Annotated in this window: 14 protein-coding genes and 1 tRNA gene; 10 read left to right on the plus strand and 5 right to left on the minus strand. The window is 68.6% G+C overall.

Translation table 11 applies throughout. The features are described 5' to 3' along the window. Positions 1–48: 48 nt before the first annotated feature. The 5 genes from ABZS29_RS26805 (at position 49) to ABZS29_RS26825 (ending at position 5662) form a co-directional block, all read left to right on the plus strand. The gene (locus ABZS29_RS26805) at positions 49–603 is read left to right on the plus strand and encodes a hypothetical protein (protein WP_355465726.1); all 555 of its coding nucleotides are present in this window, start codon (positions 49–51) and stop codon (positions 601–603) included. A gap of 26 nt (positions 604–629) precedes the next feature. After that, the gene (locus ABZS29_RS26810; RefSeq protein WP_355465728.1) at positions 630–1211 is read left to right on the plus strand and encodes a hypothetical protein; all 582 of its coding nucleotides are present in this window, start codon (positions 630–632) and stop codon (positions 1209–1211) included. Then, positions 1208–2449: a hypothetical protein gene (locus ABZS29_RS26815; protein ID WP_355465730.1), complete on the plus strand. Its 1242-nt coding sequence runs from the start codon at positions 1208–1210 to the stop codon at positions 2447–2449. The genes ABZS29_RS26810 and ABZS29_RS26815 overlap by 4 nt, the downstream gene beginning before the upstream one ends. Before the next feature lie 325 nt (positions 2450–2774). Continuing rightward, positions 2775–4664, plus strand: a complete 1890-nt coding sequence (locus tag ABZS29_RS26820) for a phosphoenolpyruvate carboxykinase (GTP) (RefSeq protein ID WP_355466607.1) — start codon at positions 2775–2777, stop codon at positions 4662–4664. A 113-nt stretch (positions 4665–4777) separates the two neighbouring features. Beyond that, a complete protein-coding gene (locus ABZS29_RS26825) occupies positions 4778–5662 on the plus strand; it encodes an LLM class flavin-dependent oxidoreductase (RefSeq protein ID WP_355465732.1) in 885 nt (294 codons plus the stop codon). A gap of 397 nt (positions 5663–6059) precedes the next feature. Here ABZS29_RS26825 and ABZS29_RS26830 read toward each other — a convergent pair. Beyond that, positions 6060–6149: transfer RNA gene (locus ABZS29_RS26830), tRNA-Ser, on the minus strand. Positions 6150–6392: 243 nt separating this feature from the next. Between ABZS29_RS26830 and ABZS29_RS26835 the strand changes: the two genes are divergently transcribed. From ABZS29_RS26835 to ABZS29_RS26850, 4 genes are all read left to right on the plus strand, one after another. Further along, positions 6393–7967: an LCP family protein gene (locus tag ABZS29_RS26835; protein WP_355465734.1), complete on the plus strand. Its 1575-nt coding sequence runs from the start codon at positions 6393–6395 to the stop codon at positions 7965–7967. Positions 7968–8069: 102 nt separating this feature from the next. After that, entirely contained in the window at positions 8070–9038 is a 969-nt protein-coding gene (locus ABZS29_RS26840; RefSeq protein ID WP_355465736.1) for a hypothetical protein, read from the plus strand. A gap of 31 nt (positions 9039–9069) precedes the next feature. Then, on the plus strand, positions 9070–9528 hold the full coding sequence (locus ABZS29_RS26845; protein ID WP_355465738.1) for a hypothetical protein: 459 nt from the start codon (positions 9070–9072) through the stop codon (positions 9526–9528). A 26-nt stretch (positions 9529–9554) separates the two neighbouring features. Further along, on the plus strand, positions 9555–10514 hold the full coding sequence (locus ABZS29_RS26850) for an alpha/beta fold hydrolase (RefSeq protein WP_355465740.1): 960 nt from the start codon (positions 9555–9557) through the stop codon (positions 10512–10514). 18 nt (positions 10515–10532) lie between these two features. On the opposite strand, the gene ABZS29_RS26855 is transcribed toward ABZS29_RS26850, so the two are convergent. Beyond that, on the minus strand, positions 10533–10907 hold the full coding sequence (locus tag ABZS29_RS26855) for a hypothetical protein (RefSeq protein ID WP_355465741.1): 375 nt from the start codon (positions 10905–10907) through the stop codon (positions 10533–10535). A 4-nt stretch (positions 10908–10911) separates the two neighbouring features. Further along, positions 10912–11781, minus strand: coding sequence for a hypothetical protein (locus ABZS29_RS26860; RefSeq protein ID WP_355465743.1), 870 nt, complete (start codon positions 11779–11781; stop codon positions 10912–10914). A gap of 20 nt (positions 11782–11801) precedes the next feature. Between ABZS29_RS26860 and ABZS29_RS26865 the strand changes: the two genes are divergently transcribed. Further along, positions 11802–12674, plus strand: coding sequence for a DUF72 domain-containing protein (locus tag ABZS29_RS26865; RefSeq protein ID WP_355465745.1), 873 nt, complete (start codon positions 11802–11804; stop codon positions 12672–12674). Here the strand turns inward: ABZS29_RS26865 and ABZS29_RS26870 are convergent. Further along, positions 12661–13131: a methylated-DNA--[protein]-cysteine S-methyltransferase gene (locus ABZS29_RS26870; protein ID WP_355465747.1), complete on the minus strand. Its 471-nt coding sequence runs from the start codon at positions 13129–13131 to the stop codon at positions 12661–12663. The two genes, ABZS29_RS26865 and ABZS29_RS26870, sit on opposite strands and share 14 nt — an antisense overlap. 48 nt (positions 13132–13179) lie before the next feature. Then, the gene (locus ABZS29_RS26875; protein ID WP_355465749.1) at positions 13180–14013 is read right to left on the minus strand and encodes a carbon-nitrogen hydrolase family protein; all 834 of its coding nucleotides are present in this window, start codon (positions 14011–14013) and stop codon (positions 13180–13182) included. Positions 14014–14310: the final 297 nt, after the last annotated feature.

The raw sequence follows: 14310 nt of genomic DNA on the forward strand, positions 1-14310 counted from the left end.
CGGGTCGATGCCAATCGGGGGTGCGGAGGGGGCTCTAGGGTCGTGGGCATGGGTATTGAGGAGCTGTTGGGTGGGCGGGATCTGGGGGATGTGAAGAAGGCGGTCGGGTTCGTGATGGAGAACTCGGACGACTTCCAGAAGGTGCTGGAGTTGGTGCGGGGGCTGCCTGATGGGGCGGTGGGGTTCATTGGGAAGTTGCCGGAGTTGCTGGGGACTATCGGGTCTGGGTTGGCGGAGGCGGGGGAGCAGGCGGGGAAGGCTGCGGGGGCCTTGGTGGGGGATGACGGGGAGGGTGGGGCTCGGCGGGCGCTCAGTGGGAGTGCTACGACGATGAATGCGGCGAAGGACCGGTTGCATGATGCGGCGGGGATGCTGGCGGGGCTGGCTGGGGAGCTGGACAAGATTCCGGGCATTGGGGACGCGGCGGCCAAGAAGCTGAACGACGGGAGTGGGCAGATCGGCGGGGTGGCCACGGAGATCGAGAGCCTGGCCGGGAACCTGCAGGAGCTGTCGGGGATCCTGGCGACGGTGGGCGAGGCGTTGAAGGGGCTCGGGACGAAGTTGAGCGAGTCGGGTGGGTCGGTGCAGAAGTTGCTCGACTGATCCAGCGGGTGGCTAGGGTCTCGGGTATGGCTAGTCGGGTGGTTCGGGGTACGGCGATCGCGGCCGGGGTGGCCGCGGTGATCGGGGCCGGGTTGGGGTTCGCGTTCGGGAAGCCGGTGCAGGACGACGATGTGGCGCCGGCGCGGAAGCTGGCCGCGGACTTGTGCTCGCGGCTCGGGGACGTGTCGGCGATGTTGCCCAAGGCATCGAAGGCGCGGTTGGAGCAGGGTGGCCGGAACGCGGTCGTCTGTACGGCGGACGTCATGCGGCGGCAGGTGAACACGTACTCGGCGGCTTCGGTGAAGGTGACGATCACCCCGTACGGCGGGAAGCTGGCCGGGGCCGGGGAGGCGCCGTTCACGCCGGAAGTGATGGCGAAGCGGGCGTTCGACCGGTCGCCGTTGGACGTGGTGCCGGACCGGCCTTATCCGACGAAGAGTGAGCAGACGGCGAACGGGCTGGCGGGTGAGTCGTTCACGACTCGAGTGCTGGTGCAGCGCGCGGATGTCGTGGTGCTGGTGGAGTACACGGCCAACCCCGTACTGGGTGAGACGGCACGGCAGGCGGCGACGGTGCTGGCGGACCGGGCGATCTGGGAGGCGAAGTGAACCCGCCGGAGATTGCCGGGTACCGGTTCGAGCAGTTGTTGCTGGAGCACCCGCTGGCGGAGGTGTGGCGTGGGCGGGCCTTCACGGGGATGGAGGTCGTCGCGCTCGTACTGACCGAGGCGGGGGTGCGCGAGCAGGGCGTGCAGGAGCGGCTGGTGCAGGCCGGGCGGGATGCGGCGCTCGACCCGGGGCGGGCGGAGACGCCGCTGTGGGCGGCCAACTTCAGCGCCGCGCGGCCGTATGCGATCACGCAGCTTGTGCCGGGGCAGTCCGGGGCGGAGCGGTTGGTTGATCCGCTGGACGGGATTGTGGGGAACGACGATGCGGCGCTGCAGGCGGTGCGCTCGCTGCTCAGTCAGTACGGCGGGGTCGCGCCGACCGCGGTGCCGGCGTTCCCGTCGTACGCCGGGCGACCGGCGGAAGGGGGAGGCGGCGCCGCGGAGGCGTACTGGGCTACGGGCGAGCGCCGCGGCGTAGGCGCGGCGCCAGCGAGTGCTGGCGCAGGTGGGCCGGAACGCGCGAAGAGTGCTGTCGAGCGAGCCGTGGCTCGGCTCGGCGCAGGCGCTTATGCCGTGGCCGCCGTCCTGGTGCTGGTGGTCTTCACACTGACCTACTCGGTGGGCGCTGCGGTCGGGAGCGCGGTGAAGGATCCCCCGAAGGCGGCTGCGCCAGCGGCGGCGGTGAGCCCGGCAGCGATGCCCACGACGGTCCTGTTGCCGGGGTTGCCCAAGATCAGCACAGCGCCGTACAAGGCGCCGGATGGGAAGCCGGGCCTGCTCGGAGCGACGTACGGCGTGGGCGCGGACCTGCAGGTGGTCACCAACGCGGACCTGCCGTTCGCGATCGGGTGGCCGCGGCCGCCGGCGATTTCGTCGTTGGGTGAGTCGTCGACGATCGCGTACCGGCGGATCCAGACCGACGAGAAGGGGACCGGGCTGAAGGTCACTCCGGACCTGCGGATGGCACTGAGCGCGTGTGCGAGCTTGGCGGACTGCGTCAAGGATCGGGCGGGGTTCGATCAGGTGTGGACGAAGGTCTACAAGACGTCGGCGCCGACGGTGGCGAAGGACGAGCGGACCTGGTTGTCGACCCAGGACAAGCCGTACGCGCTGACCATGACGCGGGCGTTCCGCAGTGGTGGGCAGTGGTGGCTGATCGGGATGACGGTGACCGGGCTGCCGGGCGAGGAGCCTGACGTGCAGCGAATCCTGAACGACATCTGGCGGCAGACCAGCTGATCTGCCGGAAAATCTTCACCGAACGGCCCGCGTCACGACGCGGGCCGTTCTCATTTTCACAAGCTCGGCCGGAAAGCGGTTGTCGGCAAAACTTTGTGACGGGGTTCACGTTCGACGGGTTCACAGCACCCCGGGCTGTCGCGTACCGTTAGTACCACTTGCACACTGGTATGCGTCCACTGCAATCACTGGTATGCGACAGATCACACCGCCAGTCCGCTGGATCGAACCGCTGGAGACCCCGGCGGCCGGCGTCGTACCGTCTCTCAGCGTCGAGGGGCGGACCGGCGACCGGGACCGACAGCTGAGAGGGAATGAGCCGCCGATGACGACCACCGCCAGCCCGACCCAGACCGCCGATCTCACCGAGACCGCGCCGACCGAGGCCGCGTCCGCCACCACCAAGAAGGCGTACGACCTGTCCGGCGCACCGACGAAGCACGCGGGCCTGCTGGCATGGGTGGCCGAGGTCGCCGAGCTGACCCAGCCCGACCGCATCCACTGGGTGACCGGTTCGGACGAGGAGTACGCCGGGCTGACGCAGGGCCTCATCGACGCCGGCACCATGGTGCGGCTGAACGAGGCGAAGAAGCCGAACTCGTTCTGGGTCCGCACCGACCCCAGCGACGTCGCCCGCGTCGAGCAGCGCACGTTCATCTGCTCTGTGGAGGAGAAGGACGCCGGTCCGACCAACAACTGGATGGACCCGGCGGAGATGAAGGCCCTGATGACCGGGCTGTACCGCGGGTCGATGCGCGGCCGCACCCTGTACGTCGTTCCGTTCTGCATGGGCCCGTTGACCGCCGAGCAGCCGATGTTCGGCGTCGAGATCACGGACTCGGCGTACGTCGTCGGCTCGATGCGGATCATGGCGCGCACCGGCGCCGAGGTACTGGCGAAGATGGGCACCGACGCCAAGTACGTGCCCTGTCTGCACTCCGTCGGCGCGCCGCTCGAGGCCGGCCAGAAGGACGTGCCGTGGCCGTGCAACGACGAGAAGTACATCGTCCAGTTCCCCGAGGAGCGGATGATCTGGTCCTACGGCTCCGGGTACGGCGGCAACTCGCTGCTCGGCAAGAAGTGCTACTCGCTGCGGATCGCGAGCGCGATGGCGCGCGACGAGGGCTGGCTGGCCGAGCACATGCTGATCCTGAAGCTGATCTCGCCGGACAAGCAGGTCCACTACGTCGCGGCCGCGTTCCCGAGCGCCTGCGGCAAGACCAACCTGGCGATGCTCGACCCGACGCTGGAAGGCTGGGAGGTCGAGACGCTCGGCGACGACATCGCCTGGATGCGGTTCGGCAAGGACGGCCGCCTGTACGCCGTCAATCCGGAGTTCGGTCTGTTCGGCGTCGCGCCGGGAACCGGCTGGAAGACCAACCCGAACGCGATGCGCACGATCGAGAAGGGCAACTCGGTCTTCACGAACGTCGCGCTGACCGACGACGGTGACGTCTGGTGGGAGGGCTACTCGCCGACCCCGCCGGACCACCTGACCGACTGGAAGGGCCGCGAGTGGACGCCTGCCTCGGGCGAGCTGTCCAGCCACCCGAACAGCCGGTTCTGCACCCCGATCGAGCAGTGCCCGATCCTCGCCGACGAGTACGACGACCCGAACGGCGTACCGATCTCCGCGATCATCTTCGGTGGTCGCCGGGCGACGACGGTGCCGCTGGTGACCGAGTCGCGGGACTGGGCGCACGGCGTGTTCATGGGCGCGACGCTGTCCTCGGAGACAACCGCGGCCGCGGTCGGCCAGGTGGGCGTCGTACGGCGTGACCCGATGGCGATGCTGCCGTTCCTGGGCTACGACGCCGGCCAGTACTTCGACCACTGGCTGACCGTCGGCAAGGAGCACGACGCGAGCAAGCTGCCGAAGATCTTCTACGTGAACTGGTTCCGCAAGGACGAGAACGGCAAGTTCGTCTGGCCGGGCTTCGGCGAGAACGGTCGCGTGCTCAAGTGGATGATCGAGCGGATCGAGGGCAAGGCCGACGCGGTCGAGACGCCGGTCGGGTACGTGCCGACGGCCGACGGGCTGGACGTGACCGGGCTCGAGCTCAGCGACGAGGAGCTGCGGATCGCGCTGGACGTCGATGCCGAGGAGTGGAAGGCCGAGATCCCGCTGATCGAGGAGTGGTTCGCCAAGCTCGGTGACACCGTTCCGGCCGAGCTGAAGGTCGAGCTCGACCACCTCAAGGCCCGCCTGGGCTGACAGACACCGCCGCCGAGTCGGAAGCCGGCAGCGGTAAGCGCGCGGCGCCCTGGTCCCACCATGACCAGGGCGCCGCGCTGTTTGTCGGGGCCGATGCTGCATAGGTTGGCGGCATGAAGATCGGATTGATGTTGCCAGTGGGTGGGTCCGACGGGCCGACCGGTGGGATGCCGCGGTGGGCCGACGTCAAGGCGCTGGCGTTGACGGCTGAGAGTGCCGGACTGGATTCCTTGTGGATCGCGGACCATTTCTTCTACCGGGCGCCGGACGGATTTGTCGCGGGGATGCATGAGTCCTGGACGCTGCTGAGCGCCGTCGCGGCGCTGACCGAGCGGGTCGAGCTGGGGAACATGGTGCTCTGCTCGACGTTCCGTGATCCGGGGCTGACCGCGAAGATGGCGGCGGCGCTGGACGAGGTGTCCGGTGGGCGATTGATTCTCGGGGTCGGCGCTGGGTGGCACGATCCGGAGTACGAGGCGTTCGGGCTGCCGACGGACCATCGGTTTGCGCGATTCGAGGAGTGGCTCGAGATCGTGGCCCGGCTGGTGCGCGGGGAGACGGTCAGCTTCGACGGGACCTACTACAAGACTGTCGAGGCGAACCTGAACCCGATGCCGGAGCGGCGGATCCCGATCCTGGTCGCGGGAGCGCGGCCGCGGATGCTGCGACTGACCGCCGAGTGGGCCGACGCCTGGAACATGGCCTGGTACGGCGCTCCTGGCGAGAAGGTCTCTGAGCGGCTGAACGGATTCCGCGCGGTGACGGACGAGGTGGGTAAGCCGGTCTCCGTGACCGTCGGTGTGGTCGTCCGAGACCCCGAGCAGGCGCCAGGCGAGGCCGACCCGACCGCCTTCGCGGGGACCGTGCCGGAGCTGGCTGACATGTTCGCGGCGTACGAAGCACTCGGGGTCGACCACCTGATCGTCGCCACCGAGCCCGTCACCCCCCGCTCCGCCGAACGCATCGCCGAAGCCAAACAACTCCTCGCCAGCCGCTAGCCGCCCCCACGAACCCGGCCGACCCAGTCGCCTTCGGTGCCGAACACACGGCGGGATATCCGCCCGTGTTGCCCCTTCTCCCCCCTTTGCAAGGGCCGAGAAGGGGCAACGGGAGCGGATATCCGGTCGCGTGGCCAGCTGCCCGCCCCGCCGGCCGTGGGTTGTGCCGCAGAGCCTTCAAACCAGTGGTTGAGGCGGGTGCCCGGCTGAGGGGGCGCCCCGTAGCCGCGCTGCGGCGAGGAAGGGGCGCCCGGTGGCCGCGCTGCGGCGGCCGAGGGGCGCGACGCAGCGGGGGGTCCGGGGGCGAAGCCCTCCGGGTGGGGCCTGGGGGCTTCGCCCCCAGAAAAAGCCGAAGCGCCCCCGTCCACGCTTTCCGTGGACAGGGGCGCTCTAGGCGCGGAGGCGGCGAGATTTGAACTCGCGAGAGGGGATTACCCTCAACCCGCTTAGCAGGCGGGCGCCATCGACCGGACTAGGCGACGCCTCCTCCGACGCACCCACACAAGACAGCTGTATGGGTCGACGACGACCAAGACTATCTGTTCGACCGGGGTGGCGGCAAAGTGGGTGGTTGGGAGTGTTGGCTGACCCGTGTGTAACCTGGCGTGCACCGACGGGGGTCGCCAGTACCACGTCAACCGAATGGCTGGCGTGGGCGTCTTAGGTACCGTGGGTCGCTTCGGGCGGTCCTACGGGAGGTCGCCACGTCGTCGATCAGGGAAACGGAGCCATGTCGCGGAGTACTCGCGCCGCCGGACGGAGGTCCGCGCCACGTGCCAGCCGGTCCAAGCACCGGTCGCAGCGGGCTCGGACGACCTCCAAGGCCATCGGTCTCACCCTGCTCAGCGCGTTGGTTCCCGGTTCGGGCCTGATCATGGGCGGGCGCACCAAGCTGGGTGCGTTCGTGCTGACGATCACCGGCGGTCTGCTGCTGATCGCGGCGTACGTCGGCCTGACGCAGCGCAATTCGGTGGTCGAGCTGGCCGTGTCTCCCCGGCAACTGCTGATCGCGACCGCGGCCGTGGTGGTGCTCGGCGGGCTGTGGATCTGGGTCGTGGTTGCCTCGCACAAGCTGCTTCGCCCGGTGAGCATGACGTACACCGGTCGGCTGGCGGGCTCGATGTTCGTCGGGCTGCTGTGCTTCGGGATCGCCGTACCGACGACCGTGGCGGCGCAGACGGTGATGGCGCAGCGCGATCTGGTCGGCAGTGTGTTCCAGTCCGAGGGCGACTCCAAGAGCGCGACCCGGCCGAAGGTGGACAAGGCGGACCCGTGGGCGAAGACGCCGCGGCTGAACCTGCTGCTCCTCGGCGCGGACGACGGCGCCGACCGGACCGGTGTCCGGACCGACACGGTGATGGTGGCCAGTATCGACACCAAGACCGGTGACACGGCCCTGATCTCGCTCAGCCGGAACTGGATGCGGATGCCGTTCCCGGAGGACTCGCCGCTGCACAAGCTGTACCCGGACGGCTACTGGAACCCGGACCTCGGCAATGTCGAGCAGCCGGAGTTCTACCTGGACTCGATGTACGACAACGTCCCGAAGGCGCATCCGGGTGTCCTCGGCGCGACCGACAACATGGGCGCGGACGTGGTCAAGCTGGCTGCGGGCGCCGCGCTCGGTCTCGACATCGACTACTACATGCAGATCAACCTGGCCGGGTTCCGCAAGATCATCGACGCGATCGGCGGCATCACGGTCAACGTCAACTACAAGGTGCCGATCGGCGGCGACTACGGCGCCGGACCGGGCACGCGAGGCGCGAAGAAGCCGTCCGGCTACATCATGCCCGGCCCGGACCAGAAGCTCGACGGCTACCACGCCCTGTGGTTCGCCCGCGGCCGCTACGGCCTGAGCGACCCGTCGCGGCAGGAGCGCCAGCGCTGCACGATCCACGCGCTGGTGAACAGCGTGAACCCGGCCACCCTGGTGACGAAGTACCAGCAGATCGCCTCGGCCAGCAAGGACCTGCTGCGTACCGACATCCCGCAGGAGATCCTGCCGGCGTTCATCGAGCTCGGCCTGAAGGTGAAGTCGGCGAAGGTCGCGAACGTGGACCTGGACAAGAGCAAGAACTTCCCGACCGGCAAGAACCCGGACTACTCCGCCATGCAGGAGATCGTCGAGAAGGCGATCGCCCCGAAGAACAAGCCGGTCGCCTCGACCCCGTCGTCGACCGCGACCAAGAAGCCGACCTCCGGGGCGACGAAGAAGCCGACCAAGGTCACCAAGACGCCGGGTGCGGCCCAGGACCTGAACGACGCCTGCGCCTACGACCCCACCCAGACCGGCACCAACTGACCGGGACCAACTGACCGGTTCAGGACACTCTGGACTGATCCCCCCGCTTCGGGGAAAGATGGCTCGCACCGAAGAGCCTGGGGGGCACATATGCGGCGGATCATGGCGATAGCTGTCGGTACGGCGTTGGTCGTGGCGGGGTGCGGGGGCGACCCGGAGAGCAGCAAGCCGCTGCCCTCGACGACCGTCACCGCGCCGACGGACCAGCCGACCACACCGTCACCAGCACCGACACCGACGGAGCCACCGGCGACAACGCCGACGCAGTCCACGTTGAGCCCGGTCGGCTACAAGAAGGCCATCGCGAACTCCGAGACGAACCTGGTCCGCGGAGTGCAGCGGGTGATGAACGCCCCGACGCTCGCAGCCTTCGACCAGGCCCGCACCCAGCTCGAGGATGCGGTCGAGCGGCAGCGGCAGGATCTGAACGACCTCCAGCCCCCGCAGTCGGCCCGCGCAGGGCACGAGGAGGCGCTGACTGCCTTCAACAGGTTCCCTGCCAACGTCCGGGCCAACGTCGCGAGGTCCGGCGAGACCAAGACCGGCTGCGGCCTGCCGAAGGCGGAGGCCGTCCGGCTGTATCAGGCCAAGACCGGGATCCGGGCGTCGATCGTCGAGCTGTCGCAGGCGGTCAACAAGGGCCTCGGCAAGGGCATGAACTTCGGCCTCCGGATGACGCCGCCGGCGCTCAAGCCGCCGCCGCAGATGACCGGTCGCGGCGCGAACGGCCAGATCATCCAGCGGTCCGGGCCGCGCGGGTCCGGGACGCTGCAGATCACCAACAACGGCTCGGCGGATGTCGTGGTGGTCGTCGCGAACAGCGTGCCGCGCCAGCCGCAGGTGACGGTCTACGTCCGGCACGACTCCAACGCCACCGTGCGCGGCATCCGCGGCAGCTACTGGGTGTTCTTCAAGTCGGGCAGCGCCTGGGACGGTGTCAGCCGGCAGTTCACCGAGGGCTGCTCGTTCGCCAAGTACGACGATCGCTTCGACGGCAAGTTCGACTGGACGATCAAGCTGTCGCCGGTGATCGGCGGGAACGCGTCGACCTCGGACGTCGACCCCTTCTGAGCCGCGGCCGGGCCGATGGGATCATGGCCCGATGCGGACGACGTACCGGATGCGGTCAGGGCGGTTCCTCGGGGTCCTGGCCGTCGGTCTGATCCTTCTCGGCGTGGCTGCGATCACGTGGGCCCTCGGAGCGCCGGGGGTTGTGATCACGGTGTTCCTGGTGCTGGGCGGTCTGGTCGCGCTGGCCGGGCTGTGGATCGTCGCCCGGCCGCCCGTCGTACTGCGACTCAAGGACGACGCGATCGACGTGCGCGGGGTGAAGACGGCGTGGACCGACGTGACCCAGGTCGGCCGCGTCGAGACGACGCACGGCCCGGCGATCGCCCTGCGGACCAAGCGCCCCGACGACACCGTCCTGCTGCCGCTGGCCTGGCTCGCGCCGGGGCAGGTGGAGGTGCTGGAGACCACGCTGCGCGACAAGCTGAACGCCGCGCACGGTTACACCATCTGGGACGGCACTGCCCCCGACCCGGAGACTCCCGCAGAATAAGGACGACCCGAACCTGAGGAGCGTCTGTGCTGTCCTTCGAGCTGTCGTACGACGAACTGCTGACCTACCAGGGCACGAACCCGCGGCCGGACGACTTCGACCAGTTCTGGGGGAAGGCGCTGCTCGAGCTGGAGGGGACCGACCCGGAGACCGAGTTCGCCGACGCCACCGATTTCCCGCTGACCACGGCGACCGCCCAGCACCTGTACTTCACCGGCACCGGCGGCTATCGCGTCCACGCCAAGGTGATCCGGCCGCACGAGCCGACCGGGCCCGCCGTACTGGTGTTCCACGGGTACGGCGGTGAGCAGCCGACCTGGGTCGAACTCCTCCCGTACGCCGCCCGCGGGTACACCGTGGCCGCGCTCGACGTCCGCGAGCAGGTCGGCTTCCGGACCGCGTCCCAGACGTCGAACAACTTCGACCTGCACAACCACCTCGTGCACGGTCTGGACGCCGGTCCCGACGGCCTGCTCTACAAGCACGTCTTCCTGGACACCCGGCGACTGGCCGACATCATCGGTGCACTGCCCGAGGTGGACGAGACCCGGATCGCGACGACCGGGTGGAGCCAGGGCGGCGGGCTCAGCCTGGTCGCGGCCGCGCTGACGCCGAGCATCAAGTACGTCGCCAGCGTGTTCCCGTTCCTGTGCGACTACCAGCGCACCTGGGACCTCAACCTGGACACCGGCCCGTACGACGAGATCGTCACCTGGTTCAAGAAGCGCGACCCGCGGCACCTACGGCAGGACGAGGTGTTCACCACCCTCGGCTACATCGACGTGCAGCACCTCGCCCCGCGGATCCAGGCCGAGGTCACGTTGTTCGTCGGGCTCGAGGATCAGGTGTGCCCGCCGTCGACCCAGTTCGCGGCGTACAACCGGATCACCTCGACCAAGGAACTGCGGGCCTACCCGGACTTCGGCCACGACGACCTGCCCGGTGCGCGCGACGACATCTACCAGCTCATCGGCGCCAAGCTCTGAGGCTTGGCGGGGCGACTGTCAGGTCGGGATCCAGACCGGCCAGAACGGCGGCACGTTGCCCGGACAGGTGCCGGGAGACGCGGCCGGGGTGCCTTGCCAGGAGTAGAGGGCCAGGTCGGCGATCGTGATCGCGATCGCGGCGGCGACCAGGCCCATGAGCAGGGTCTTGCCGGCGTAGCGGTAGGCGATCGTGAACAGCAGCAGGTTGACGATTAGCGCCAGCGGCAGGCCCAGGAAGAGCAGGGTCAGACCGTTGGGCATCGGCCCGGCGATGTCGACATGGCACGCCTTCCAGGACCGCGACGTCAGGACGACGAGGCCGAACGCGGAGCCGCCGCCGACCACGACCGTCAGGAACGACTCGACCTTGCCACCTTTGGAGATCAACGCCATGTGATCACCGTAGGCGATCAAGGGCCTCCGCGATGCCTTCGGCGCTGATGGCGTCGTTGCCGGGGAAGAGGCGCTGCCAGGACAAAGCGCGACCGAAGACGCCGAGGCGCCAGGCGAGGTCGGCGGCCCGGCGCAGGGTGCGGCCGTCGCCGGGCCAGTGCTCGAGGTAGGCATCGCGAACCCGCGGGACGAACTCGGGGCCGAGTTGGTCGGCGACCCGCTCGAGCGGGACGCGCAGGCTGCAGAAGGGGTGCGAGATAGCGGAGTCGCCCCAGTCGAAGAACGTGTAGCGGTCGCCGTAGAAGATTTGGTTCTCGTGCAGATCGGCGTGATCGAGCGTCTCGGGGATGCCAAGAGCAGCCAGCTCAGCGCACGCATCAGCGACCCAGGGGAAGTCGAACAGCTTCGGCAGCTCGGCAAGCCGCGCGCTCGGTACGCCGAGCTTGCTCATCTCGTCGGTGTGGTCGACGAGCGCTCGCTGGAACTCGGCGTACTGGCTGAGGAGCTCCTCCCAGTGCCGCGGTTCCCGCTCGACGTTCTTCAGCACCTGCCCACCGTGCGGAAGGAGCGACCACCCGCGCTCGACCTCGACGGCGTACGGCGTGAGTACGTGCTCCGGGACGAGCTCGGCGAGCCGCTGGGCGAGGGCCGGCTCGAAGGCGCTGCCGGGTGGATTCGCCTTGAACCACACCGGCTCCGCGGCCTCCATCCGCACGATGATCGACCACGGGCGCAGCCGTAAGACCGCCGTACCGGTCTCTTCAATCTCGAACCGGTCGAGCTGCTCCACCAGCCAGCCCGTCGCCTCGCGGCGCCACGCGGCGTTGTTCCACGGCGTGCGCGCGTCTGGGTAGCTTCCGCGATCGACGTCCATTCGGATAGATAATCAGAGGCGTGGTCTATCGCGTGGGCATTTCCGGCTGGCGATACAAGCCTTGGCGCTCGGTGTACTACCCCGAGGGCCTGCCGCAGCGCGCCGAGCTGGAGTACGTCTCGCGGCGGCTCAACTCGGTCGAACTGAACGGCTCGTTCTACTCGTTGCAGCGGCCGACGTCGTACCAGCGCTGGTACGACGAGACGCCGGACGACTTCGTCTTCGCGGTGAAGGGGCCGCGGTTCATCACGCACATGAAGCGGCTCGCGGACACCGACGCGCCGCTGGCGAACTTCCTCTCCTCCGGACTGCTTGCGTTGGGCAACAAACTCGGTCCGGTGCTCTGGCAGCTCCCCGGCAACTTCCGGTACGACGGCCCGCGGCTGGCCGCGTTCTTCGAATCGTTGCCGCGGACAACCGGTGCCGCGCTGGAGCTGGCCAAGCAGCACGAGGACCGGATGAAGGACCGGGTGTTCCTCGAGGTGCGCCACGAGCAGCCGATCCGGTATGCGCTGGAGATCCGGCATGACAGCTTCGAGAACACCGAGTTCATCGACCTGCTCCGCGAACACAACGTCGCGCTGGTCTGCGCCGACACCGCCGGCAAGTGGCCGATGCTCGACGACGTGACCGCCGACTTCGTCTACGTGCGCCTGCATGGCGCCGACGAGCTCTACGTCAGCGGCTACGACACAGCCGGCCTCGACCACTGGGCCAAGCGCGCCCGGACCTGGCATGAAGGCCGCACGCCAACCGGCGGGAAGACCGTGTCACCAGACCGGCCTCCCCGCCGGCAGCGCGACGTCTATGTCTACTTCGACAACGACGCCAAGGTGCGCTCGCCGTTCGATGCCGAGGGGCTGTCCGAACGCCTGGGGCTCAGAACAGCCTGACCTCGGCGGGTTCCTCCAGGTCGAGGAGCAGTTGCTTGCGCTTCAGCCCGCCGGCGTACCCGGTGAGCGATCCGTTCTTGCCGACCACGCGGTGGCACGGGATGACGATCGAGAGCGGGTTCTGACCGACCGCCTTGCCGACGAGCTGCGCGTGCCCACCGACTTCGGCCGCGATCTCGCCGTACGTCGTGGTGGTGCCGTAGGGGATCACAGCGAGCCGAGACCACACCGCCAGCTGGAAGTCGTCGCCGCGGAGCGTGGTGGGAAGCTCGAAGGTCCTGCGCACGCCGCTCAGGTACTCGTCGAGCTGGCGGGCCGCCTCGGACAGCACGGGGTCGGACGTGACCCGCTCGCCGAGCGGCATCGGCTTCACCCAGTGGTGCGGGAAGTAGACACCGGGCAACGCGTCGTCCGAGGCGACCAGCGTGAGCTCACCCAACCGGGTGCTGACGATCATGTGCCTGTTCATGCCCATGGAACGCGTCAGCGCCCGAAGGTGTGAGGGCTAGCTGTTCACGCGCTCCCGAGTCCGCTGCCGGAACTCACGACCGATCTGCGTGACGTCTTCATGCCGCACAGCAGTCGTCACGACCGCGGGTGAGCCGTCCGTCGGAGCGTGAATCGCCCAAGCTCCGCGCGGATCGATCACTCCGGACTGAAGTCCGCCTTCCGGATTGGCCGGAACTGCCAGGCTGATCCAGCAGGTGTTGTTCACCGCGCAGCCCCGCGCCTGAACCGCGATGTGCTCGTGGTGCGTCACACCCGCGGTCGAGTACGAGACCAGTACGCCGTCCACGCCGAGCCGGTCGTACTCGGTGAACAACTCCGGGAACAACACGTCCAGTCCGAGCGCGAGCCCGAACCGGAAGCCGTCCACGTCGAACGTCACCGGGTCCTTGCCGACGGTGTACATCCAGGTGATCTTCGTCGTCGACATCGTGCGCTCGTCGTACCGGGCGACCACCTTTCCCTGGTCGGAGACGACGTACATGCTGTTGTGCGGTCGCGCATCGGGGAGCTGGTGGATCGACGGGATGACGGTCCAGACGCCCAGCTCGCCGGACAGCTTCACGATGCTGTCGAGCTCTTCCTCCAGGACCGTCCAGTCGGCTTTGGTCCAGTCGGACGGGCCGATCTCGTCCGGGCCCAGCTCGGACATGATCTCCTTGGCCGGGAAGCTGAGCGCGCCCTCGGTGAAATGGACCAGGCGGGCGCCGGCTGCGGCCGCGTGCTTCAGTTGGGAGCGGACCTCGGCGCCGCTCGCACGCAGCAGTGCGGCGTCGGTGGGGTCTCGGTGCACCGTCGACTGGGCGACGGCGATGGTCAAAGTTTCCGGCATGCCTTTTTCTCCTGATGGAGTCGGGCGGAAGTGCCGGAGGGCAGACGTGTAGGACTCGCCCGTTTTGGCGGCGCGGGCACGCACCCGCCGTTTGAGATTCCGGTTCGCTGTCATCTGGCCTTCCGCAGCGCGGACTCGATCCTCCGGCGATCCCGTCCGCAGCAGTTGACCAGGACGAGCGGCCCGAGACCAGAAGTCCCTTTGCCCCCTGCGACGAGACCGGGCCGGAGCCGGTCAACGGAGGTGAGGCGCGGGCCGCGCCGGGCCCAATCCTGTCCGATGCCCCGGCGCCCGGTC

This window comes from Kribbella sp. NPDC005582, from assembly GCF_040605415.1.
Lineage (GTDB): Bacteria > Actinomycetota > Actinomycetes > Propionibacteriales > Kribbellaceae > Kribbella.